The following is a 22,213-nucleotide window of genomic DNA, read 5'->3' as shown; positions in this document are numbered from 1 at the left end:
CCGCTACTTCGCCCTCACGCGGGCATGGATGCCGCCGCGCAGGTTCGGAACGCCCTGGGCGGGATCGAGGTTCCAATCCGCATCGGGGAACAGCATGCCGTCGTTGTGGAGGCAGGCGCCGCTCAAGCCGGCCGCGACGCCCGGGGCCGTTTCGGGCTTCCACCAGCCGTGCGGCACGCGCAGCGTGCCCTCAGGCTGCGCCTCATCCAGGTGGGACAACAGCTCCACCTGCCCGTACGCCGTCTCCACCACGCACCAGGCGCCCTCGCCTATGCCCTCGGCCGCCGCATCGGCCGGGTTGACGAAGAACCGCGGCTCCGGCTCCTGCGCGCGCAGCTCGGGCATCTGGTGCAGGTTCGTGTTGTACGACTTCCGCTCGCGGAAGCCCGCGAACGCCACGTAAGGGTACGCTCCCTCCGGCGCGGCCTCGCAGCCGGGATCGGACGGCTCCTCGTAGGAGGGCAGCGGGTCGAAGCCCAGCTCGGCCAGCACGGAGCTGGCCAGCTCCACCTTGCCCGAAGGCGTGACGAACCGTCCCGGCGCAGCCAGCTCGCGTAGGAGGGGCTCCGGCGCCCGCGCGCACGCGTCCTCCCACGTGAGGCCGAGCGGCGCCAGCCGCCAATCGTACAGCTCGTGCTCGTTCGCCCAAGGGAACCGTTCCGCAAAGCCCAGGCGGTCGGCCAGGCCCTTCACCACGTAGTACCAGCTCTTGCACTGGCCCGCCGGCCTGCGGAACGCCTGCCCCGTCGAGAAGGCCGGCCCCACGTCGAACGGCGACCCCAACACGTCGCGCTCGGCCCACATATCGTCCGGCAGCACGTAGTCGGCCAGCTGCGCCGTGGGCGTGAGCCAATGCTCGAAGGCCACCACGAGGTCCTGGTTCATGAGCGCGTCGACGATGCCCTGCTGGTTCGCATAGCTCATCACCGTGTTGTTCGCCACGGAGAAGAAGGCCTTCACGGGGTAGGGGCCCTCGCCGCGCATGGCGGCGAACAGCGATGCCGGATCGCAGGCGCACGACTCGGCCAGCAGGTCGGGCTCGTAGGGCACGCCTTCGCGCTCGTTGGCCTGACGGTAGAGGTCCGAGGCCGCGAACGTGAGCAGCGGATGGGCGCCGCGCCCCAGCTGGAGGGCGCGCTTCTCGGATGGCAGCAGCTCGAACGCGGCCAGCTCGGCGTTGCCCACGCCTCCGAGCGCCGGCCCGCACACCGACTCGCTCTTGTTCACGAAGCCGCAGAGGGCGCGCAGGATGCACTGCGCCTGCAATAGCGACGTGGAGTTGCGCTGCATGTCGCCCACCACGCCCCAGGGGATGATGGCCGCCTGCGCCCGCGCGTACACGCGCGCCGTCTCGCGCACGAGCTCGGCGTCGATGCCGCAGAGGGCGGCCACGCGCTCGGGAGGGTACTCCGCCGCCCGAGCGGCCAGCTCGTCGAAGCCCGTGCACGAACCCTCCACGAAGGCGCGGTCGTAGAGCCCCTCCCCGATGACGACGTTGATCCACCCGAGCGCGAGCGCCGCATCGGTGCCGTAGCGGATGCGCAGGTGGTAGTGCGCGCGCTTCGCCGTGGCCGTCTCGCGGGGGTCGACCTCGATGAGCACCGCCCCGCGCTCGAGCGCTGCGTTCAGAGCCAGGTACTCGCCGGGCCAGCGCTCGCGGTCGCGGTCCTGCCCGAAGTAGACGATGCAGTCGGTCCGCTCCCAGTCCGCCCCGGCGAACCAGCCGTACACCGCCCGGTGCACCTGGGCGGTGTTGCCCATGCACAGCGCCACCGGCGCCGTGTAGTTGGGAGTGCCCAGGCAGTTCATCAGGCGGCGGGTGATGCCGCCGAAGCCCATGTTGAGCGGCATCTCGGCGAACGCCACGGCCTCCGGGCCGTAAGCGTCCGCCACCGCCCGCAGCCGCGCGGCTATCTCGTCGAGCGCCTGGTCCCAGGACATCTCCTGCCACTGCGGCTCGCCGCGTTCGCCCACGTTCTTCAGCGGCACGGTCACGCGGTCGGGATGCAGGCGGTACGCATCCACCATGCCCGCCTTCGGGCAGATGGCCGGGAATGCCGGATCAGCCGGCAGCACGCGCAGCCGATCCCCGTCGACCTCGGCCTTGACCCGACAGCCCCCGTCGCAGAACACGCAGGTCGTGTACTTCGTCTCCATGGCTCCCCCTCGCACGTCGTCCACCGGCACGCTATCCCCCCGTCTAGGCAGAATATACGCGCGCAACGCCACAGGCGCAAGGGCGCGCCACGGTGCGCTGCTAGCGGTTGATCACCTGTATCTGGAGGCCTTCCATGACGTCGAGGGCCTTCTCGTGAAGGTCGGGGTCGAACGAGGCCGTGCAGGCGGCGTCCACGATGACGGGCACCTCGGGGCAGGCGGTCTTCGCCAGCACGGCGTTCGAGATGATGCAGATGTTGGACACCAGGCCCACGATCTCTATGCTCGCGAACGGCAGCTTGCCCACCGCGTCGGCAGCACGCTGCGACTGGCGGCAGCGCTCGAAGAACGCGGCCGAGCCGAACGCCGGCTTGCAGAACACGGTGTCGGAGTCGCGCAGGCAGTCCGCCACCTGGCCGTACAGGTCGTGGCCGGGCGTGCCCTCCACGCAATGCGCTACGGGGAGGTTCTTCCCCTCCTGCGTGTCAAGGTAGTCGCGCCGGTGCGTGTCGAAGGTGAACGCCACCTCGTCGCCCGCCTCGCGGTACGCGGCGATCTTGTCGGCGATGGGCTTCTCCAGCTTCTCGGCACCGGGAAAACCCAAGGCCCCGTCCACAAAGTCGTTCTGGTAGTCCACCACCATGAGCAAACGTTTCATGATCCTGTTCCTCCCCTTCATCTGGCCGTCATTATCGGCCTGGAGCGGCGCACGGTACCCGCCGTTCAGCCGACCGGCGCGGCCGGCTCCGTCAAAGGCTCCGCCTCATGGCGCGCCAGCTGGTCCAAAAGCCAGCGGTATTCCTGCTGCACGCGCTCGTACAACGCCGCGACGGGAAGGCATGCGCGCTGCACCACGGCCATGACCTCGTCGTAATCGCGCACCATCACCGCCACGCACGAACCGTCGATCAACCCGCGGTCGCGCTGGTCGGCCAGCACCTCCAGCACCCGCTCTTTCGGGAACGCCTCCTTGTAGCTGCGGGTGCCCACCAGCGCGCTCACGATGTCGGCCACTGCGATGATGCGGTCCGCCATCTTCAGCTCGACAGCCGCGAGGCCGCGCGGCTAGCCCGAGCCGTCGAGCTTCTCGTGATGTCGGGCCGCCGCAGCGGCGATGTCATTGGGCACGCAACCGGCCAGGATCGACTCGGTCAAGGTCACATGCGTGCGCATGACGGCCATCTCGCGGGCATCGAGGCGCCCCGGCTTCTCCAAAATGCCGAGCGGGATGCCGATCTTGCCCACGTCATGCAGCAGCGCGGCGCAGTACACACGGCCCCTCTCGGCTTCGTCGGCTATCAGGCGGCGGGCTATCTCGTAGGCCGTCCAGGCCGTGGTCACCGTATGGGTGACGGTGTGGCGGCTGCGAAAGTCGATGACATGCACGAGCATGTCGAGGAAGGCCGCAGCGGCATCAGGATCGGCCGCAGCCGACACCTTGCGCAGCGCATCCCCCGCATCGAAACCGCCGCGCAGCTGCCCGAGCAGGCCTGCGCGCCGCTCCGCTTCCTGGAACAGGGCCGTCGCCTCGAACGAGAACTGGCCCGCAGGAGCGCTCCCCAGCGCATGCGCCACCTCCTCGGCGCTTGCCCGGGGACGCTCCAGCAACAGCATGTCCACGCGGTCGGCCACCTGCAGCACCTGCGCGAGGAAACGCACCGCCGGATCTTGGTCGGTGAACAGGCGATAGGGCATATGGTGGTAGAGCACGACCTCGGCATAGCCGGCCAACGGCGAGAGCTCCTTGAAGAAAAGGTAGCCGTAGAACGAATGCTCCCACACGTCGCATGACTCGAACTCCACGAGCCGATCGATCTCCTCGGTGCAATAGGCGCCGATGTCGTGCATGAGCGCCATGAGGCACGCGTCGCGGCGCCTTGCCGGCTCCCACCCCGCCGCCTCGAGCATGGCGTCCATGATCGCGCCCACCCGCAGGCCGTGATCCACCAACCGGGAATCCACGCAGTTGAGCGCCCGCTGGATCATCACGGTCGCGCCGGCTGCACCCAGGTAGTCGGACAACCGGACCGGATGGTCGAGGCGCGGAGGTGCAAGGGCCACGAGGCCCTCGGCGTCATGGGCGGCCGACGACATGCTAGTCGAGCGCGGCTATCTGGGCTCGGGCCTTGTCCATCTGGGCCTCCACATCGATACCCACGATATCCAGCCCCTCGGCGGCCACGAACCGCGTCTCGGGAATGCCGAACATCTTGGCGATGCCGCAGAAGTACTCGTAGCCGAAGTTCGCGCCCTCCACGAACCCGCCGCACGACGCGATATAGGTGAGGCGGTCCGCCTTGCAGATGCCCTCGCACCGCGCGTCCTCGGTGTAGTGGAACGCGATGTCGCACACGCTCACATGCTCCATATACACCTTGAGCGCCGCCGGGAACGACAGGTCCCAGTACGGCGCGCCGATGACGACCTCATCGGCCTCGGCGAACTGGTGCGACAGGTCGAAGATGGGATCGTCCCATGCCTTCGCCTTCTGCTTCTCGGTACGGTAGGCCACCATCTGGGCGTCGAACGGCTTGAGGCCGAGCGTGGCCAAGTCGACTTCGACGACCTCTTCTTTGTCCTGCAGGTATTCACGGCACAGTGCGAGCGTGCGCGAGTCCTCTCCGCGCATGCAGGCGTTCACGAACAGCGTAGTCATGAAAGCTCCTTCGGTATATCATCGTGCGCCTCCGAGGGCGCACATCCTATAATAGCGCACCCGCGCCGGGAGCGGCGCGGGTGCGGGCAATGCGAAAAGCGAACCGGGCCGAGCGGCGGCCTAAAACCGCAGCGCATGGGTGAAGCCGGCCCAGCCAAGGCCGTCGGTATCGCGCACGCGGGCGCCGAACGTGGGGGCATGCACGTAGTGGGTGCCGCCCGCATTGCAGGCGATGCCCACGTGGCCGTTGTAGCCGTCGCCGTAGCCCACCCACAGCACGTCGCCGGGCTGCGCCTGGGAAACGGGAAGGCGAGCCTTCGCCGCGTTGTACAGCGCCTCGGTCTGGTGCGGAAGCGACATGCCCACTTGCAAATACGCCCAACGAACCAGGCCCGAGCAGTCGAACGCATCCGGCCCGGCCGCACCCCATACGTAGGGGCAGCCGATGCGCGAGAGCGCGTAGTCCACCACGGAGCCCTGGGATGGAACGGGCGACGTCGTGCCCGAGTAGCCGTACGAACGCGAGCGCGCCGCGGCTATCTCGGACTGGCGTGCCGCTTCCTGCTCCTGCGCAAGCAGCGACTGGGCCTCAGCGTCCAGCTGGGCGAGCAGCGCCTGCAGCTCCGCCACCGAGCGCTCGGCGTCCTCCTTGATGCGCTGGGCCTCGGCAGCCGCCTCGGCTGCAATCTGCTCCTGGCGCTCGAGCTCTGCCTTGGCGGCTTCGACCTCGGCGCGCAGGTCCTTCGTCTGCTGCACGAAGCTGGCGTCGTTGTCGTTCAGCTTCTCCAGCAGATCCCAATTCTGGGCGAACTCCTCGAACGTGGTGGCGCCCATGATGAAGTCGAGCACCGAGGACTGCCCGGTGCGGTACATGCTGCGGGCCCGGGAGCCCAGCTTCTCCTGCAATCCGGCGATCTGCGCGGTCGCCTCGTCGATGCGCGCCTGGGCATCGGCAACGGCCTGCTGGGCAGCCGCGTGCTCGTCGAGCGCCTTGTAGTACTGCTCCGTGACCACGTCCAGCTGCGCCTGCATGTCCACGATGCGCGCGCGGACGGCGTCGGCCTCCGCCAGCTTGTCGGCGGCGGTGGGCTCGGCGAACGCCAGAGCCGGCTTCAAAAGCACGGCCGCGCCCAGTGCGGCAGCGCCTGTCAAAAACGTGCGGCGGTCAAGGCCGCGCGTGGATTCGCTCATTCGTCAAACCTCCCTCGCGATCCGGGATACGCCGCCTCGCTCGGTATAATACGAGGTCAAAGCATATAAATGCCAGGCGTTCCACAGTCAACGCGTCGGTGACGACTATAACACGCCCCGGCAACGCGCGCGCCAATCTTCACGCTTCGCACGTAGCCGCAGGTGGGTTGGGGTGGCGTATCTCGTCGGGAGCGTCGAGCGGTTCCATGTCCAGATGCAGCGCCTGCTCCACCACCTTCATGAGCGCCTCGTCGGAGATGGCGGGGTTGATCTTCACGAGGCCCACCAGGCCGAAGATGACCACGCAGAACATCTCGTACACGAACTCTATCTCCACCTGATGGTACGCCGCGTACTCGGCCACGATATTCCCGTTGATGCAGTCCACCGTCTCGCGCACGGCGCGCACGTCGAATGCGTCGCGCACGCCCAGCTCCTCCAGCACGGCTATCATGGGGCGCTGGTTGCCCTCGGCGTCGTAGAGCGCGCGGCGGAACGTGGCGATGCACGCGCGCAGCGACCCCGACGTGTCACCGAACCGGCGCGACTCGTTCCACACGATGACGCTCTCCACCAGGTCTTCCACGTAATCGTCCAATACGGCGTCCACGACGGCCTGCTTGTTCTCGAAGTAGTAGTACACCAGCTCGCGCGTGACGCCGGCCTCGGCGGCCACGTCCTTCACCGTGGTCTTCGCCACGCCCTGGCGCTCGAACAGGGAGCGCGCCGCCAGCATGATGTCGCCGGCCGGCCCCGTGAGGCGCCGACTCTCGGCGAGCGAGCGACCGCACTCGCGCTGCACGGGCGCGTATCTGGTCTGCCTGGTGCCCAGCCGCATGGCCCCTCCCCTCGCTCCGAAGCGCGCATGGACGCGCGCGGGGTGCTCCTGCACGCGTCCATTATACGGGAGGGAAGAGGCGCCGGACATGCGCGCGGCCTAGCTGTTCTCCTCCACGACCCGCTGGTAGGCCTTGGTGTCGACGTACAGCTCGTCGGTGAGCGGGTTGAGCTTGCGCTGCCGGATGCGGCGGAACTGGAACACGGCCAGCGCCACGTTCGAGGCGAGCGCGAGCAGGCTCACCGCGAAGAACGCCGCGGGATTGTGCGTGGTGGGGATGGGCGCCAGCACGTCGGCGAACTGCGGCACCGTCATCACGAACATAATCCAGAGCCCGAGCGTCTGCGCGCGATGCTGCAGCCACGCCCCCTTCTTGATGAAGAACGTGGGGATGGTGCACGCCAGCAAGAGCGCCAGGCCGCAGTACGCGGAGTGGTCGGAGATGCAGTTGTACGTGTAGGCGAAGTTCCACAGGTCGTAGGCGATGATCCACGCCCAGATTATGTCCGGCCAGATCATGTCGCGGGCGGAGTCCTTCGAGATGAAGATGCCGAACCAGCCGCAGATGGTGACGATATTCAGGATGCCGGCAATGCCGTTCATGATGTTCCACGGCCCGGAGATGGTCCACAGGTTCTCTACGATGCCGCCCTGCCACAACCCGAAGCCGAACACCTGGAAGTCGCGGATCACGGCCTCGGCGATGTTGATGGCCAGGATGAGCGGCGGAAAGCAGAGCGCCCAGCGCTTCTCGTAGAGGTGGTGCGTGCGGCCGTCCGCGCCGCGCCATTTCACGAAGCGCAGCGCGATGAAGCCGAGGCAGCCCGCCAGCGCCGAGTACGTCTTCACCCAGTTGAACCACGTGCCCGTGCCGTACGGGTTGCCGGGCGCTGCCGTGGTGGGCCACACGAAGACGGTGAGCACGAGCGGCACCACCGCGAACAGCGCGATGCCGGCCCACAGCTTCACGCGCCCCAGCTCGTTGAACGCCATGAGTGCGAACAGGATGAACAGCCAGATGGCCCAGTACAGCGGATCTTCGGCCTGGTACAGGATACCCACGAGGATCGCCCCCTTCATGCGAGTCCGTGCACGTATGAGCCCCTCGCCCACCGCGCGTTTGCCCGCAGTATACGGGGCGCTCGCAGGCGAAGTCTTTCACACGGGAGGGCGGTTTGTGAAAGAAGCGGCATGGCCGGCGATGCTAGACTGGCGGCGTCAACGTTGCCGGCATCGCATGCCGTTCCACGGCAGCTGCCGCTTCACCGGGGGAAGGGGTTTCGCCATGACCGTGCCTGTGTGGGTCACGCCGATCTCGATGGTTGTCTACACCGTGCTGCTCATGCTGCTCACCGAGTTCATGCGACGGCATTACCGCACGTCGATGTGGGTGTGGGTGGTGTCGCTCGTCACCATTCCGCTATGGATAGCCAACATCCCCGGGGACGACTGGTTCCGCTGGGCCAAGAACCTCTCCGTCATCCTGCCGCTCATCTTCGCCGGCCTCGGGCGCATCGCCGCCGTGGAGCAGAAGGACACGCCGTTCTGGCGGACCATGCGCAAGCGCTGGGTGCGCTGGGTGCTGTACGGCATCGTGTTCTGCAACATCGCCGAGGCCACGCTGCGCGACGTGCAGATGGGCAACATGATGAACGCGCTCGCCGGCTTCATCCTGTGCGTCACCATGCCGTTCGGCGACAAGTTCTGGAAGTACGACACCTCCAGCCACGGCGAGATCCTCTCCTACACCGTGCCCATGTGGAACTTCCTCTACACCACCTGGAACGCCTGCTTCGTGTACGCCGAGGGCCATGAGTTCTTCGCGTCCACCTGCTGCATCCTGGCGGCGGCCGAGCTGTACCCCATTGTCATGCGCCGGCCGGAGCTCTACATCACCGGGCGCATCTACACGCTGGGCGCGCACCTTCTGCTGCGCAGCTGCTTCCCGCTGCTGTTCCCCACCATCATGAACAGCGCCGCGTGGTTCAACCCCGACTTCATGGCAGGATGGGGCCTGTTCAACGGTATCATCGGCATCCCGTTCGTGTTCTGGTACTGCTACCAGCTGCACACAGGCCGTGCCGACGTGGCGTTCCGGCGCGGCAAGGCGCGCGCGGTCTACCTGGAAGGGCGTGCGAACGGCACGATCGACGAGTACGGCGACCCGGTAGCCTTGCCCGCGCCGGCTGCGGGCAAGCCGCAGGCCCCAGCGCTCCCGGACGACGACGCCGCGCCCGTCGCGGGGTGACGGGCGCGCCTACCGGCCCGAGGCCTGAGCGTCGTCCAGCGCGTTGAGGGCGGCGTTGTAGCCGCCGGAGCCGTAGCTTAGGCATTTCGACACGCGCGCGATGGTGGTGGCCGAGGCGCCCGTGGCCTCCTCGATGGCGGCGTAGGACTTGCCGGCATCCAGCAGGCGCGCCACGGCCAACCGCTGCGAGGTCTCCTTGATCTCGCGGATGGTGAACAAGTCCTCCAGCAGCGTGTAGACGGTGTCCTCGTCATCGAGCGCGGCGAACACGCGCAGCAGGTCCTCCACCTCCGGCGTCCTGAGATCGCTCATGCTACTTCCCCATTCTCATCAGGCCGTACTCTATTGAGTCGACCAGTGCGTTCCATGACGCCTCGATGATGTTCTCGGAGACGCCGATGGTTCCCCAGGTGCCCTCGGCGTCGCGCGTGGTGATGACGACGCGGGTGATGGCGCCCGTGCCCACGTTCTCGTCGAGGATGCGCACTTTGTAGTCCACCAGCTCCATGCCCGCCACCTCGGGGAAGAACTGCGTGATGGCCAGGCGCAGCGCGTTGTCGAGCGCGCCCACGGGGCCGGTGCCCTCGCCCGTGGCCACGAAGCGCTCGTCGCCCACGTGTATCTTGATGGTGGCCTCGCTCATGGCGTCCTTCGCGCGGGCGCCGGTGTCCTCGTGGTCGTCCACGATGACGCGGAAGCTCTCCAGCGTGAAGTGCGGCCGGTAGGTGCCCAGGTGCCACTGCAGCAGCACGGCGAGCGAGCCGTCGGCCACCTCGTAGGAGTAGCCCTGCGCCTCGCGCGCCTTGATGTCGTCGAGGATGGCCTGCGCCTGCTCGGGATGCGCGGCCAGGTCGACGCCTAGGCTGGCCGCCTTCGCCACGAGCGACGCCTTGCCCGCTAGCTCGCTCACCAGCATGCGCTGCGCGTTGCCCACGTTCTCGGGGCGCGTGTGCTCGTAGGCTTCCGGAAACCGCGCGATGGCGCTGGCGTGCAGCCCGCCCTTGTGCGCGAACGCCGATGCGCCCGTGTAGGGATGGTGCGTGGGCACGGCCATGTTGCAGGTCTCGGCCACGAACTGCGACACGCTGGTCAGCTGGCGCAGCTTGTCGGGGCCGACGGTGGAGCAGCCCATCTTCAGCTCCAGGTCGGCGATCGTGGTGAGCAGGTCGGTGTTGCCCACGCGCTCGCCGAAGCCGTTGACGGTGCCCTGCACCTGGGTCGCCCCGGCGCGCACGGCGGCCAGCGTGTTCGCCACGGCGCAGCCCGAATCGTTGTGGCAGTGGATACCGATGCGCTGCCCCGGCAGCTCGGCCGCCACGGCGGCCACGATCTCGCCCACCTCATGCGGCAGCGCGCCGCCGTTCGTCTCGCAGAGGTCGATAGAGTGGGCGCCGGCCTCGCTGGCCGCGCGCACGCAGGCGAGCGCGTAGGCGGGGTTGGCCTTGTAGCCGTCGAAGAAGTGCTCGGCGTCGAACACCACCTCGCGGCCCTGCGCCTTCAGGAACGCCACCGAATCGGCGATCATGCGCAGGTTCTCGTCGAGCGTGGTGAGCAGTGCGCGCGTCACCTGGGCATCCCACGTCTTGCCCACGATGGTGACGATGGGCGCGCCGCTGGCCACAAGGTCGGCGAGCCCCTGGTCGTCGGCCGCCGCCACGCCCTTCTTGCACGTGGAGCCGAACGCCGCGATGCGCGCGTGCGCAAGGGGCAGCTCCCGCACGCGCTGGAAGAACGCGATGTCTTTGGGGTTCGACGCGGGGAAGCCGCCCTCGATGGCATCGATGCCGAACGCATCGAGCCGCTCCACGATGCGCAGCTTGTCCTCGAGCGAGAGCGTGATGCCCTCGCTCTGCTCCCCGTCGCGCAGCGTGCTGTCGTAGGTGAGAATCTTCTGGGTCATGGCCTTTGTCGCGCTTATACTTCCGCGAGCCAGTCGGCGTAGTCGTCGATCTGGCCGTAGGCCACGGCGAAGTAGCGGTCCTGCAGGGCGCGGGTGACCTCGCCCGGCTTGCCGATCTCGCGACCGTCGACGCTGCCGATGGGCGTGAGCTCGGCGGCGGAACCGGTCATGAACACCTCGTCGGCGATGTAGAGGTCGCTACGGGTGAGGCTCTCCTCGATAGCGGGGATCTCCAGGTCGTCGGCCAGACAGAGCACCGTGTCGCGCGTGATGCCCTCCAGCAGGCCGTCGGACAGGGGCGGCGTGGACAGCACGCCGTCGCGCACGATGAACAGGTTCTCGCCGGTGCCCTCGCACACAAGGCCGGCCTCGTTCAGCATGATGGCCTCGGCGTAGCCATGCTCCTTGGCCTCGAGCTTCGCCAAGATGGAGTTCATGTAGGACGCCGTGCTCTTCACCGCGGGAGGGATGGCGTTGTTCGAGCGCTGGCGCCACGAGGACACGCCCACGGCCACGCCGTTCTCCAGCGCGTCGGCGCCCAGGTAGCTCTCCCACGGCCACACGGCAATGGCCACGTCGGTGGGCGAGCCGGTGGGATCGACGCCCATCACGCCGTAGCCGCGGTACACGAGCGGGCGGATGTAGCACGACGGCAGGTTGTTCTTGCGGATGAGCTCCAGCGTGGCGTCGCACAGCTCGTCCACCGTGTAGGGCAGCTCGATGCAGGCGATCTTGCAGCTGCGGTGCAGGCGCTCCATGTGGTCGCGCAGGCGGAACACATGGCTCTTGCCGTTCTCGGGATTCTGGTAGCAGCGGATGCCCTCGAACACGCCGGAGCCGTAGTGCAGCGAGTGGGACAAGATATGCGTGGTGGCCTCGGCCCAGGGGATCATCTCCCCGTTCTTCCAGATGTACTCCACTTCGGTGATGTCGGCCATGATCGCGTCCCTTCTCGCCTCGGGTCGGACGCCGCCGCATGCAATCGTTCGCCCCGCTCCCGGCCGTGCCGGCAATCGGGCGGGCGAACGAGCCCATGCGGTCTGACGTGCGGGTATCGTTCTTGATCGTTCGCTCATTGTACTCCAATAGGCTAAAGCGCGCCGCGGTTTCCGGCGAAGCGACAGAAAACCGGCACCGAAAGCAGGCCGAGGGGCGAGGGGGCGTTTGCGAGCGGAGGGCGAAGCACCGACAGCCGGAGCGCCGAGAGCCGACTAGCGCGGACGGAACGTTGGCACGGCACGGGACGGAGTCCCGTGCCGTGCGCCGGCCGGCCTTACTGCAGGGCGCCGCCGCGCATGCCGCGCTGGATGTCGCCGCCTTGGCCGGCGGGCATGCCGCCGCCTCCCATGCCGAGGCCTCCCATGCCGCCGGAAGCCGTGGTGGAGGCGGTGATTTCGGCGGTCGTGCCGCCGCTCACGGTGCCGACATCTGCGTAGCCGTCGGCGTTCGCGCCGCTCACCTGGCCGCCGATGACCAGCGAGTAGCTGCCGCCCTCCTCGAATGCGGGGCTCGAGACCAGCACCATGCCGAACTGCTTCGCCGCCATGAGCGACGCCACCACCGTGCCGTCGGCGTTGGCGACCGCGACGCTGTCGCCCGCGTTGCCGCTGGCCGTGATGAAGGCGAAGGGCTGCTCGCCGCTCGTGAAGTTCTGGGCCATGCCGGTGGAGCCCACCATGAGCGCCGTGCCGCCCGTCACCGTGGCCGTGAGGTCGTAGTCGAACGCGCCGTCGCCGCCGCTCATGGGACCGTTGACCAGCAGCACGCCGCCGGTGACCTCGACCGAGCCGTTGCTGTCCACCGCGTCGCCTGCCGCGTCGAGCACGGTGTAGCCGCCGTTGACCTGGATAAGGCAGTTCTCGTCGCCCATGGTGGGCGCGCCGCCCTCGGCGAAGGCGTTGTCGGGCATGCCGCCGTTCTGCTCGCGCTCGCCCATGGCACCGCCCATGCCGCCGGGCATAGCGCCGTCCTGTGGCATCGCGCCGGCGTCCATGGCGGGGGGCTCGGCTCCGTCGGGCATCTCGCCCGTTGCGGCGGGGTCGAAGCTCTCGGCCGCTCTGGCATCGGTCGTAGTTGCCGTCGCGTCGGCCTCATCACCGGAGAGGTCGGCAGCCGCCGCGTTCACCGCGTCGTCGCTGGCCACGATATGCGTCTCGCCGCCGTTCACGTAGATCTTCTCGGCCTCGTAACCCTCGTAGCAGCTGGTCACATCGACGGTGCCACCATCGATGACGAGCTTCGTCTCGGCATGGAACGCGTCGTCGCCCGCCTCTATCGTGAGCGCTCCGCCCGCCACGATGCCCTCGAGGTCGGAGTGCAGCGCGTCATCGGCGGCCGTGACGTCCAGCTGGCCGCCCGCGATGCGCAGGTACGTCTGCGCCTGAATGCCGTCGTCGCCAGCCTGGATAGTGAACGTGCCCCCGTCGATGGACACGAAGCCCTTGGTCGCCTTGGTATCCTTGTTCGACTTGATGCCGTCGCCGCCGGCGGTCAGCGTGAAGTCACCGTCCGCGATCTTCACGCAGTCGCGCCCGCGCAGGGCGTCCTCCACCGCATCCACCACATAGGTGCCGCCCGTGATGACGAGGTCGTCCTTCGAGCACACCGCATGACGGTAGGAGCTCGTCACCGTCAAGGTGCCCGAACCGTTCAGCGTGAGGTCGGCCCGGCTGAACAGGGTGGCGTAGGGCCCGTCGGAGCCGTCTTCCAGCACGTAGTCCGTCCCGTCCGTGAGCGTGTTCGTCGTGCCGTCCGCCAACGTGACGAAGCACTTGTCCGCCTGCCTCACATAGAACGCCGGCCCGTCCTCGTTGTGGATGCTCGCGCCGTTGAGCACCACCTGAACCTTGTCAGTATCGGCAACCTCCACCACCAACCGTCCGTCATCAAGCGAGCCCGACACCACGTAGGTGCCCTCCGCCGAGATGGTCACCGTCGACCCCTCGACCGAAGCCCCGTCCCCATCGACCGTAGCCGTCGCCCCGCTCAGCACGATATGCGTGGCCGAAGCGTCGTCATAGGAAGCATCCTTGTCCCGGTTGGAATACTCCAAGTCGAGCGCCGCCACATCGAACGCAGCCGCCACCTCCTCAAAAGAAGCCGCCTCGGTCGAAGTGGAAGTGGAAGAGGAAGCAGCAACGTCAGACCCATCAGTTTCGGAAATCGTCGGACCCGAACACCCCCCAAGCGTCCCGGCGAGTAAGGAGCATAACGCGACAACAGAGATGCTACGACCCGCGGCGCGGGGCGACGCCCACCAAGCGAGTTCCGCAGCGCAGCGAGGACTGTCCGAGCGACTGGGCGTTGCCCCGCGCCGCCCACGTGAGAGTTTCGATAGGATCTTCTTCATCACAGCACATCCTTACTAGCCGCCGCGCTCCCCAGCACCACCTTGAGGTTGCCGTTCAAGCACCTCACCTCGTCGATCATGCGCTTTTCGATGCCGGGCGCCTTCATCCTCACCGCGTACTCGAGCAGGAACAGGCTGCCCATGTTGGTGGTCTGCACTTCCACGAGCTCGTGCTCGTCAGTGTAGCGCGCCAGCACATCGTCGAACACGCCGTCGTACTCAAGGTCCTCGGGGATGGTGATCTTGAGCGTCTTCTCGGGCGCCTTCTGCTTGCCGAACGGCGAGAGCACGTACACCACGTTCACAATGCCCACGATGACGGTGAACAGCACCGCCAGCGCAATGAATCCCATACCCGTAGCCAAGCCGATGGCCATGGCCAGAAACACGTTGCCGATGTCCTTCGCGCTGCCGGGAATGGAACGGAAGCGCACGAGGTTGAACACGCCCATCACCGCGATGCCCGCGCCCAGGTTGCCGTTCACCAGCGTGATGACCATCTGCACGATGAGCGGCAGCAGCGCGAGCGTCACCACGAAGTTCTTCGAGTACGTGTGGCGGAACATGTAGATGGCCGCCACCGCCGCGCCCAGCACGATGGAAGCGGCGCAGCACAGCAGGAAGTCGATGGTCGACACGCCCGCCACGAGCGATTCGGCTGTTCCGAATATTGAGGTCAAAGCCGAATCAAGCACAGCGACCTCCCTTCTTCGCAGAGGTCATGATCGGTGCGCGGAAGCGTCGCGGACGGCTGCCATGAAGAGACGCCGCAAGCCGCTCGGCTTGCTGGCCGACGGCTGCTTGCGCCGCGCGCACGTCCCTGCATTTGGCCTCAAGCACCTCCGCCACAGGCCGTTGGGTCGGCTCGCACGCGCAGTACGCGGCGCCGTACTTGGAGAACGACGTCGGGTACGCACGGCTCGCATCGAGCGCCTCCACGAGCCACAGCGGAAACGGACCCGAGGCCTTGACCTCCATGACAGCCTCACCCGCGCGCAAAAGCGGGGTCATGGAGGAGCCCGGAGCGAACAGGTCTCGGTAGGCGATGCGCTCATCGAACGTGATGCGCAGATCCCGAGGCACGTCGGCAGGAGGCAAGGGCGCCGGGGCGTAGGCGACGCGCTCGCACCTTATGAGCATAGAGGGCGCAAGGGGTGCGTGACGCGCGATGAGCTGGTCGATCTCGGCGGCAATCTGCTGGCTGCGCGGCGCGCACGACTCGGCCGCCGCAACCGGATCGGCCAGGGGGAAGCGGGCGCATGCGTCCTCGTACGGCATGCCGCCCAAGTAGGCGCGCGCCGCCGCATAGGAGCACCCCACGCGGCGCTTGTACACGATACCCTCGAACTTCTTCTTGATCTCGACGAACACGAGCCCGTCGTCGGCCAGCGCGCCGTAGCAGCGCAGGCGCAGCTTCTCTTTGTAGAGCGGCTTGTCGAGCGAGCGTTCTATAAGGGTGCGCTCGGGCGTGTCGAGGTAGAGGCTGCGCACGGTCGTGCGGCCGTACGCGTCAGGCTCCATGTGCCCTTCGAGCGCACGACGCATCGTCTCGGCTTGGCGGGCGTCCAGGCGGTACTTGACTTCCTTCCGCTCGAACACATCGGTGAATGCAGTCATTTAGGGTTCCTTTCCTTCAAGCATGCCGATCATCCTAGCCGCCCACGCTGAAAGAACCCTGAAAGGCTGCCTGCACCCTTCAGGGCATGAGATGATCCCCCGGTTCTTTCAGGGAGGTTTCAGCAACGGCGATACAATGGAGGGAACACAGCGCGAGGAAGGCGGTTCCGGGCATGCAGATTCTCATCGTCGAGGACGACGTGCGGCTGGCGCGGGCGCTCGCCCACATCCTTGAGGAAAACGGCTATGGCACCGATGTCGTGCATGACGGCGCGACGGGTCTGGCCTGGGCCGAAGTCGGAAGGTACGACGTGATCGTGCTGGACGTCATGCTGCCGAAGAAAGACGGATTTTCCGTGGTGGCCGACCTGCGTCGCACGGGCGTGAGCACGCCCGTGCTGCTGCTCACCGCGCGCGACGCGGTACCCGACAAGATCACGGGCCTCGACAGCGGCGCAGACGACTACATGACCAAGCCCTTCGCCCCCGCAGAGCTACTCGCGCATCTGCGCGCGCTCACCCGGCGCCAGGGCGAGGTGCTGTTCGAGAAGCTGTCCGCCGGCGACCTCGAACTCAATCTGGAAAGCCACGACCTCTCGTGCGGCGCGAAGTCCATCCACCTTAGCTACAAGGAGTTCTGCCTCGCGAAGGTGCTCATAGCCAACGCTGGGGCCGTGGTATCGAAAGACCTGATCATCGAGAAGGTGTGGGGCGTCGAATCCACTGCGGAGGACAACAACGTGGAGGCATACGTGTCGTTTCTGCGCAAGAAGATGAAGTTCTTGGGATCATCGGCACGCATCGAGACGCTGCGGCGCGCCGGTTACCGCTTCTCCGTCAACGCGGAGGAGGACACATCATGCTGAAGAAGCTGCGCCTCAAGTTCGTCGCACTCAACATGGCCACCGTGGCCGTGGTGCTGGCCGTGGTGTTCACTGCCATCTGCGTGATCGACCACCAGCAAAGCGTCGCCCGCGTGCAGGAGGCGCTCGACGCGGCCGTTGCGCACGCAGGCGAGACGGCTGGCGGGCCGTTCGGCGGCGGAGACGACTTGGGCGGGCAGGCTCCCGCTGGCACGGCGAGCGAAGGCGCGACCCCGCCCGAGATCGGCGGCAAGCGGGGCGGGTCGGACCCGGCAACCCCCGTAGCCGTGTTCTCGGTGAGCAACGGCAACGCGCTCGAGGCCGTGCAGACGCGCACGACAGCCTCGCTCGCCGATGGCGTGCTTGCCCAAGCCGCCGAGCAGCTAGCCGACGCGCCTGAAGGATTCGGCAGCTTGGACGGCCTCGGGCTGTTCTACGAAAAGCGCGCCGCAGCCGGGACGGTCTATCTTGCGTTCGCCGACATGAGCGCGGCGAACGGCTGGCAGACGCTCGCCCTCACGCTTGCGGGCGTTGGCGTGGCGGCGCTCGCAGCGTTCCTCGTGATAAGCGTGTTCTTCTCGCGCTGGGCGCTGCGGCCGGTGGAGCGCGCATGGGTTCAACAGCGCCGATTCGTGGCCGACGCGTCCCATGACCTGAAGACGCCGCTCACGGTGATCTTGGCGAACACGTCTATCCTCCTCGAGCGTCCCGAGCGCAGCGTGGCCAGCCAAAGCCAGTGGGTGGAGAGCACCCAGCACGAAGCCGAGCAGATGCAGAGCCTGGTGGGCGACCTGCTGCTGCTCGCCCAGACGGACGAAGGCGCGGAGAAGCCTCCCATGGAGCGCCTCGACCTGACCGACCTTGTGGAAGGCGAGTTGCTGCAGTTCGAGTCCGTGGCGTTCGAGCGCAAGGTGGAGCTGCGCTCCCAGCTGGAGCCGGGCGTGGCCGTCTGCGGCAACGCGCCCCTTTTGCGCAAGCTCGCGGGCACGCTCTTGGACAACGCCTGCAAGTACGCCGACGAGGGCGGAAGCGTGGACACCGAGCTGCGCCGCACCGCGCGCCAGGTAGAGCTCGCCGTGCGCAACACCGGCTCCGCCATCGCGCCCGAGGACCTGCCGCATGTGTTCGACCGCTTCTACCGTGCCGACAAGGCCCGCACGTGCGACGATAGCGGGCACGGCCTGGGCCTGGCCATCGCTCGCGCCATCGCCGAGGAACATGGCGGCACGCTTTCCGCCGAGAGCGACGAGACGAGCGGCACGACGTTCACGCTCACGCTGCCAACAGCGGAAAGCTGATCGCGCTCGCCCGTCCGATGGGCGCGGCACCTGCTTGCAGCTCGACCCGCGGAACCCTACACGTAGAACAGCATGTCGTTGTAGGTGGGCACCGGCCAGTGGTCGCGGTCGGTGACGACCTCCATCTCGTCCACGGCGGCGCGCAGCTTCTCCATGATGGGCACGATCTCGTGGGCGTACTTGTTCGCGCGCTGCTGCTGGTCGGGCAGCCCAAGGGCGGCGTGGTGCGCGGCGTCGAGCGCCTGCAGCTGGGCGTCGATCTCCTTCACGCCGGCGAGCAGCTTGTGCAGCAGGGCCTCCTGCTGGCCCACCTCGGCATCGGCGGCCGCGGCGCGGACGGCCGTGATGCCGCGCGCCACCTCGGCGGCGTAGTCGTTGATGGCGGGGAGGTAGGCGCGGCGCACCATGCGCTTCATGGTACGGGCCTCGATGTTCAGCAGCTTGTTGTACTTCTCCAGCTTCACCTCGTAGCGGCTGCGGACCTCGGCCTCGGAAAGCACCCCGAGCCCTTCGAACAGCGCGATGCTCTTCGGGTCCACGAAGCACGGCAGCGCATCGGCCGTGGTGCGGTGGTTCGCCAGCCCGCGGCGCTCGGCCTCGCGCTCCCATTCTTCCGCATAGCCGTTGCCGTTGAAGATGATGCGCCGGTGGGCCTTGAGCGTCTTGCGGATGTAGGCGATGGTTGCCGTCTCGAACTCGTCGCCCTCCTTGCCCTCCATGGCGTCGGCGAAGTCCTTGAAGCTCTTCGCCACGGCGGTGTTCAAGATCATGTTCGCGTCGGACAGGTTCACGTTCGAGCCGGGCATGCGGAACTCGAACTTGTTGCCCGTGAACGCGAACGGCGAGGTGCGGTTGCGGTCGGTGTTGTCCTTCAGGAAGTTCGGCAGCACGTCCACGCCCAGGTCCATGGCCACTTTCTCGGCGCTCTCGTACTCGTGGTCGTCCACGAGCGCATCCACGATGGCGTCCAGCTCGTCGCCCAGGAAGATGGACACGATGGCCGGGGGCGCCTCGTCGGCGCCGAGTCGATGGTCGTTGCCGGCGGAGGCCACCGACATGCGCAGCAGCTCCTGATAGTCGTCCACCGCCTGGATCACCGCGGTGAGGAACACGAGGAAGCGCAGGTTGTCCATGGGGCTCTCGCCCGGGTCGAACAGGTTCTTGCTGGCCGACAGCGACCAGTTGTTGTGCTTGCCGGAGCCGTTGATGCCCTCGAACGGCTTCTCGTGCAGCAGGCACACCAGGCCGTAGTGCGACGCCAGAAGGCGCATCTTCTCCATGGTGAGCAGGTTCTCGTCCACACCACGGTTCGCGTTCGTGAAGATGGGCGCCAGCTCGTGCTGCGCGGGGGCCACCTCGTTGTGCTTCGTGCGCGCCGGCACGCCGAGGGCCCACAGCTCGTCGTCGAGCTCCTTCATGAACTCGTTCACCGTGGGGCGGATGGCGCCGAAGTAGTGCTCCTCCAGCTCCTGGCCCTTGCACGGGGCGTAGCCGAACAGCGTGCGGCCGCACATCACGAGGTCCTGCCGCTTGGCGTAGTCCTTCTCGGAGATGAGGAAGTACTCCTGCTCGGCGCCCACCGTGGGCACGACGCGCTGCGGCTCCCAGCCGAACAGCGCGAGCACGCGGTTCGCCTGCTCCTCGATGGCGCTCATGGAGCGCAGAAGCGGCGTCTTCTTGTCGAGCGCCTCGCCGGTGTAGGAGCAGAAGGCGGTGGGGATGCACAGCACCTCGTCCTTCACGAACGCGTAGGAGGTGGGGTCCCACGCCGTGTAGCCGCGGGCCTCGAACGTGGCGCGCAGGCCGCCGGACGGGAACGACGACGCATCGGACTCGCCCGAGATGAGCTCCTTGCCGGAGAAGCTCATGATGGCGCGGCCGTCGCTCACCGGGTCGAGGAAGCTGTCGTGCTTCTCGGACGTGATGCCGGAGAGCGGCTGGAACCAGTGCGTGAAGTGCGTGGCGCCCTTCTCGATGGCCCACTCCTTCATGGCGTGGGCCACGACGTTGGCCACCTCTATCTCCAGCGGCTCGCCTTGCTTCATGGTCTTGAGCAGGCTCTTGTACGTCGCCGAGGGCAGACGCTCCTGCATCGTGTGCTCGTTGAACACCATCGAGCCGTACGTATCCGAAACTCGTGCCATAGGGCTTTAGCTCCTCACCTTGCCGGCCCGGCGTCTACCGGGGCCGTCGCGCCGCGTGCGCGCGGATTCAATCGCCGTATACGATACCATGCTTCGCAGGGGAAACGCACTTTCAGCATGCCGTCATCAAACTAACGGCTCATTGTTTCGGAGAGGTTACGGGCGTGGGCGCCTCCCGCCTGCACTTCGCCGTTTATCGTAGTGTCAGTCAACTATTTGCGTTATGATAATAAGTGCTCGAAAACAATAGGGAAGCGAGGCTGCGACATGGGCAGGCGGGCATGGATGCTTTTGGCGGTGGTGGGGGTGATGGCCATGGCGGCCGTCGTCGCGGTGTCGGTGCTCATGGGCGGCTGCGCGAAGCCGGTGGAGACGGCAGCCGGAGGGACCGTGCCCATGAAGTGCCACTGGACGTTCGTCGCCACGACGCTCGTGGGCGCGGCGGGCGTGGTCACGGCGCTGCTGGCGCTGGCAGGCCGCACGAAGGAGGGGGCGCCGCTTCGCCGGCATCGCCACGGTCGCCGTGGCCGCGGCGACCGTGCTGTTGACCACCCCCGCGGGCATCGGCCTGTGCGCCAACCCCGACATGTCCTGCCACCAGACGGGGCTCGTGCTGTGGGTTGCCGCCGGCATCGCCCTCGTCGTGGGCATCGTGCAGGCAGCCAAGGCGGACCCAAAGGGCGCCGAGCTGCCAAAGATGAAGCTGTAGCGGCTAGCGAGGCTGCCGCTCGTGCCGCTTCAGCAGGGGCAGGCACGCGAACGCGATGACGGGCACCATCACGGCCAGCACGGCGCCGAAGCCGAAGCTGGCCGTGGTTCCCAGCTGGTCGATGAGCGCGCCGCCCAGGGTGGGCCCGAACGCCAGGCCGCAGATGCTCCCGGAGTTCATCCAGGTGATGGCCTCGGTCAGGCGGTCGCCCGGCACCATGCGCTCGCAGGTGGCGTTCGCCGTGATGAAGAACGGCGCGTAGAACATCGCCGCCACGGTGGACACCACGAACAGCGACTCGATGGACCCGATGAACACCATGGTGCCGTAGGCGCACCCCACCAGCAAGCTCACGGCCGCGAGCTGGGCGTACTGCGGAATGGTCAGGCGGATCATGCCGAACAGGAACCCGGACGCAATGGACACGCACGCGGCCACGATGAGGATGACGCTGGCGGCCGACGGGTTCCCCACGTCCTCGGCCAGCGACACGGTGGCCGTGTCGAACACCCCGTAGAACGCGCCGAGGAAGAACATGAGCGCAAACAGCACGCGCACGACCGACGAGGTGGCGATGATGCTGCGACGGTGCTTCGGGGGCTCCCCGGCGCCGACGCTTCCCACCGTGGGCTCGGTCGATCGGGAGAGCGTGAGCACCACGACGCCCACGGCGAAGCACACGCCGCCCGCCAGCATGCCGGCCGCCGGAAAGAGGGCCGCGGCCAGGGCGATGGAGGCCGCCGGCCCCACCATGAAGGCAACGTCGTCGATGATGCCCTCGTAGGAGAACACGGTCTTCAGCGTGGGGGCGTCCTCGCCCAGCCGTCCCGCGCGTACCAGGTACGTCCAGCGGGCGCGCGTGAGCGCCTGGGCGTTGGGGATGAACCCCATGAGCACGGCGGCCACGTAGCACAGCGCGATGGGCCCGCCCAGGCTCACGGTTGCCAGCATGAGGGCAAGCCCCACGAGCGTGACCACCGCCGCCTTCGGCACCACCGCGTGCTGGCCGCGCTCGTCCACCAGCTTGGAGACGCGCGGCGAGATGAGGAACGTGGCCAGCGCGATGGTGGACGACACCGTGCCCGCGAGGAAGAACGAATACCCCGCCAGCGTCAACATGGAGATGGACCCGATGGTGGCCATGTAGGCGTACACGCGCATGAGGATGCCGCCCGCGTCGAACGCGTAGGCCTCCCTCACCTTGAGAACCGCGCGGTACACCCCGCGGTCGAAATTCTTCACC

General features: G+C 67.4%; 20 protein-coding genes and 1 pseudogene. 4 read left to right on the top strand and 17 right to left on the bottom strand.

All coding sequences use genetic code 11. The annotated features are described in order from the left end of the window. Positions 1–3: 3 nt before the first annotated feature. The 8 genes from C1877_RS01035 to C1877_RS01000 form a co-directional block, all read right to left on the bottom strand. On the bottom strand, positions 4–2,157 hold the full coding sequence (locus tag C1877_RS01035; RefSeq protein WP_015539126.1) for a molybdopterin-containing oxidoreductase family protein: 2,154 nt from the start codon (positions 2,155–2,157) through the stop codon (positions 4–6). 100 nt (positions 2,158–2,257) lie between these two features. Further along, on the bottom strand, positions 2,258–2,815 hold the full coding sequence (locus tag C1877_RS01030; protein ID WP_041239123.1) for a cysteine hydrolase family protein: 558 nt from the start codon (positions 2,813–2,815) through the stop codon (positions 2,258–2,260). A gap of 65 nt (positions 2,816–2,880) precedes the next feature. Beyond that, the gene (locus C1877_RS01025) at positions 2,881–3,192 is read right to left on the bottom strand and encodes a hypothetical protein (RefSeq protein WP_114568113.1); all 312 of its coding nucleotides are present in this window, start codon (positions 3,190–3,192) and stop codon (positions 2,881–2,883) included. A gap of 30 nt (positions 3,193–3,222) precedes the next feature. Next, positions 3,223–4,218 (bottom strand): HD-GYP domain-containing protein, encoded by a 996-nt coding sequence (locus C1877_RS01020; protein WP_227153688.1) that lies wholly within the window; start codon positions 4,216–4,218, stop codon positions 3,223–3,225. Between the two features lie 34 nt (positions 4,219–4,252). Further along, on the bottom strand, positions 4,253–4,813 hold the full coding sequence (locus C1877_RS01015; RefSeq protein WP_015539130.1) for an NAD(P)H-dependent oxidoreductase: 561 nt from the start codon (positions 4,811–4,813) through the stop codon (positions 4,253–4,255). Between the two features lie 120 nt (positions 4,814–4,933). Then, entirely contained in the window at positions 4,934–6,004 is a 1,071-nt protein-coding gene (locus tag C1877_RS01010; RefSeq protein ID WP_114568111.1) for a C40 family peptidase, read from the bottom strand. Between the two features lie 139 nt (positions 6,005–6,143). Continuing rightward, entirely contained in the window at positions 6,144–6,842 is a 699-nt protein-coding gene (locus tag C1877_RS01005; protein WP_015539132.1) for a TetR/AcrR family transcriptional regulator, read from the bottom strand. A 99-nt stretch (positions 6,843–6,941) separates the two neighbouring features. Beyond that, entirely contained in the window at positions 6,942–7,904 is a 963-nt protein-coding gene (locus tag C1877_RS01000; RefSeq protein ID WP_041240092.1) for a DUF5692 family protein, read from the bottom strand. A gap of 223 nt (positions 7,905–8,127) precedes the next feature. On the opposite strand from C1877_RS01000, the gene C1877_RS00995 reads away from it, so the two are divergent. Beyond that, the gene (locus tag C1877_RS00995) at positions 8,128–9,090 is read left to right on the top strand and encodes a hypothetical protein (protein ID WP_114568110.1); all 963 of its coding nucleotides are present in this window, start codon (positions 8,128–8,130) and stop codon (positions 9,088–9,090) included. A 9-nt stretch (positions 9,091–9,099) separates the two neighbouring features. Here the strand turns inward: C1877_RS00995 and C1877_RS00990 are convergent, their stop codons facing one another. The 6 genes from C1877_RS00990 to C1877_RS00965 all read right to left on the bottom strand — a co-directional run bounded on the left by C1877_RS00990 (position 9,100) and on the right by C1877_RS00965 (position 15,956). Further along, positions 9,100–9,402 carry a YerC/YecD family TrpR-related protein gene (locus tag C1877_RS00990; protein ID WP_015539134.1) on the bottom strand — a complete coding sequence of 101 codons (303 nt, stop codon included), beginning with the start codon at positions 9,400–9,402 and terminating at the stop codon, positions 9,100–9,102. 1 nt (position 9,403) lies between these two features. After that, positions 9,404–10,990 (bottom strand): citramalate synthase, encoded by a 1,587-nt coding sequence (cimA, locus tag C1877_RS00985; protein WP_015539135.1) that lies wholly within the window; start codon positions 10,988–10,990, stop codon positions 9,404–9,406. Between the two features lie 14 nt (positions 10,991–11,004). Continuing rightward, positions 11,005–11,928, bottom strand: coding sequence for a branched-chain amino acid transaminase (locus tag C1877_RS00980; protein ID WP_015539136.1), 924 nt, complete (start codon positions 11,926–11,928; stop codon positions 11,005–11,007). A 335-nt stretch (positions 11,929–12,263) separates the two neighbouring features. After that, a complete protein-coding gene (locus C1877_RS00975) occupies positions 12,264–14,075 on the bottom strand; it encodes a carbohydrate-binding domain-containing protein (RefSeq protein ID WP_244909760.1) in 1,812 nt (603 codons plus the stop codon). 263 nt (positions 14,076–14,338) lie between these two features. After that, positions 14,339–15,034, bottom strand: coding sequence for a DUF4956 domain-containing protein (locus C1877_RS00970; RefSeq protein WP_114568108.1), 696 nt, complete (start codon positions 15,032–15,034; stop codon positions 14,339–14,341). After that, positions 15,027–15,956, bottom strand: a complete 930-nt coding sequence (locus C1877_RS00965) for a polyphosphate polymerase domain-containing protein (protein WP_015539137.1) — start codon at positions 15,954–15,956, stop codon at positions 15,027–15,029. Before C1877_RS00965 ends, C1877_RS00970 begins: the two co-directional genes overlap by 8 nt. A 173-nt stretch (positions 15,957–16,129) precedes the next feature. Between C1877_RS00965 and C1877_RS00960 the strand changes: the two genes are divergently transcribed. Both C1877_RS00960 and C1877_RS00955 read left to right on the top strand, forming a co-directional pair. Further along, the gene (locus C1877_RS00960; RefSeq protein ID WP_015539138.1) at positions 16,130–16,822 is read left to right on the top strand and encodes a response regulator transcription factor; all 693 of its coding nucleotides are present in this window, start codon (positions 16,130–16,132) and stop codon (positions 16,820–16,822) included. After that, complete coding sequence (locus C1877_RS00955) at positions 16,816–18,117, top strand: sensor histidine kinase (RefSeq protein WP_015539139.1); 1,302 nt, start codon at positions 16,816–16,818, stop codon at positions 18,115–18,117. Before C1877_RS00960 ends, C1877_RS00955 begins: the two co-directional genes overlap by 7 nt. 56 nt (positions 18,118–18,173) lie before the next feature. Here the strand turns inward: C1877_RS00955 and C1877_RS00950 are convergent, their stop codons facing one another. Both C1877_RS00950 and C1877_RS15415 read right to left on the bottom strand, forming a co-directional pair. Continuing rightward, positions 18,174–20,261 (bottom strand): glutamine synthetase III family protein, encoded by a 2,088-nt coding sequence (locus C1877_RS00950; protein WP_041239126.1) that lies wholly within the window; start codon positions 20,259–20,261, stop codon positions 18,174–18,176. A 221-nt stretch (positions 20,262–20,482) separates the two neighbouring features. After that, positions 20,483–20,743 (bottom strand): hypothetical protein, encoded by a 261-nt coding sequence (locus tag C1877_RS15415; protein ID WP_220149881.1) that lies wholly within the window; start codon positions 20,741–20,743, stop codon positions 20,483–20,485. 23 nt (positions 20,744–20,766) lie between these two features. Here C1877_RS15415 and C1877_RS15240 point away from each other — a divergent pair. Beyond that, positions 20,767–20,970, top strand: a pseudogene (locus C1877_RS15240) (DUF4418 family protein); the annotation flags it as partial. Between the two features lie 3 nt (positions 20,971–20,973). Here C1877_RS15240 and C1877_RS00935 read toward each other — a convergent pair. Beyond that, on the bottom strand, positions 20,974–22,212 hold the full coding sequence (locus C1877_RS00935; RefSeq protein WP_114568106.1) for an MFS transporter: 1,239 nt from the start codon (positions 22,210–22,212) through the stop codon (positions 20,974–20,976). Position 22,213 lies beyond the last annotated feature (1 nt).

Source organism: Gordonibacter pamelaeae (assembly GCF_003340385.1).
Classification (GTDB): Bacteria; Actinomycetota; Coriobacteriia; order Coriobacteriales; family Eggerthellaceae; genus Gordonibacter; species Gordonibacter pamelaeae.
Note: the sequence above shows the minus strand (reverse complement) of the source record. Positions and strands in the feature narration are given on the sequence as shown.

Coding starts and splice junctions, on each gene's coding strand:
- C1877_RS01035 (WP_015539126.1), bottom strand. CDS start 2,157: ATGGAGACGAAGTACACGACCTGCGTGTTCTGCGACGGGGGCTGTCGG.
- C1877_RS01030 (WP_041239123.1), bottom strand. CDS start 2,815: ATGAAACGTTTGCTCATGGTGGTGGACTACCAGAACGACTTTGTGGAC.
- C1877_RS01025 (WP_114568113.1), bottom strand. CDS start 3,192: ATGGCGGACCGCATCATCGCAGTGGCCGACATCGTGAGCGCGCTGGTG.
- C1877_RS01015 (WP_015539130.1), bottom strand. CDS start 4,813: ATGACTACGCTGTTCGTGAACGCCTGCATGCGCGGAGAGGACTCGCGC.
- C1877_RS01010 (WP_114568111.1), bottom strand. CDS start 6,004: ATGAGCGAATCCACGCGCGGCCTTGACCGCCGCACGTTTTTGACAGGC.
- C1877_RS01005 (WP_015539132.1), bottom strand. CDS start 6,842: ATGCGGCTGGGCACCAGGCAGACCAGATACGCGCCCGTGCAGCGCGAG.
- C1877_RS00995 (WP_114568110.1), top strand. CDS start 8,128: ATGACCGTGCCTGTGTGGGTCACGCCGATCTCGATGGTTGTCTACACC.
- C1877_RS00990 (WP_015539134.1), bottom strand. CDS start 9,402: ATGAGCGATCTCAGGACGCCGGAGGTGGAGGACCTGCTGCGCGTGTTC.
- cimA (WP_015539135.1), bottom strand. CDS start 10,990: ATGACCCAGAAGATTCTCACCTACGACAGCACGCTGCGCGACGGGGAG.
- C1877_RS00980 (WP_015539136.1), bottom strand. CDS start 11,928: ATGGCCGACATCACCGAAGTGGAGTACATCTGGAAGAACGGGGAGATG.
- C1877_RS00965 (WP_015539137.1), bottom strand. CDS start 15,956: ATGACTGCATTCACCGATGTGTTCGAGCGGAAGGAAGTCAAGTACCGC.
- C1877_RS00960 (WP_015539138.1), top strand. CDS start 16,130: ATGCAGATTCTCATCGTCGAGGACGACGTGCGGCTGGCGCGGGCGCTC.
- C1877_RS00955 (WP_015539139.1), top strand. CDS start 16,816: ATGCTGAAGAAGCTGCGCCTCAAGTTCGTCGCACTCAACATGGCCACC.
- C1877_RS00950 (WP_041239126.1), bottom strand. CDS start 20,261: ATGGCACGAGTTTCGGATACGTACGGCTCGATGGTGTTCAACGAGCAC.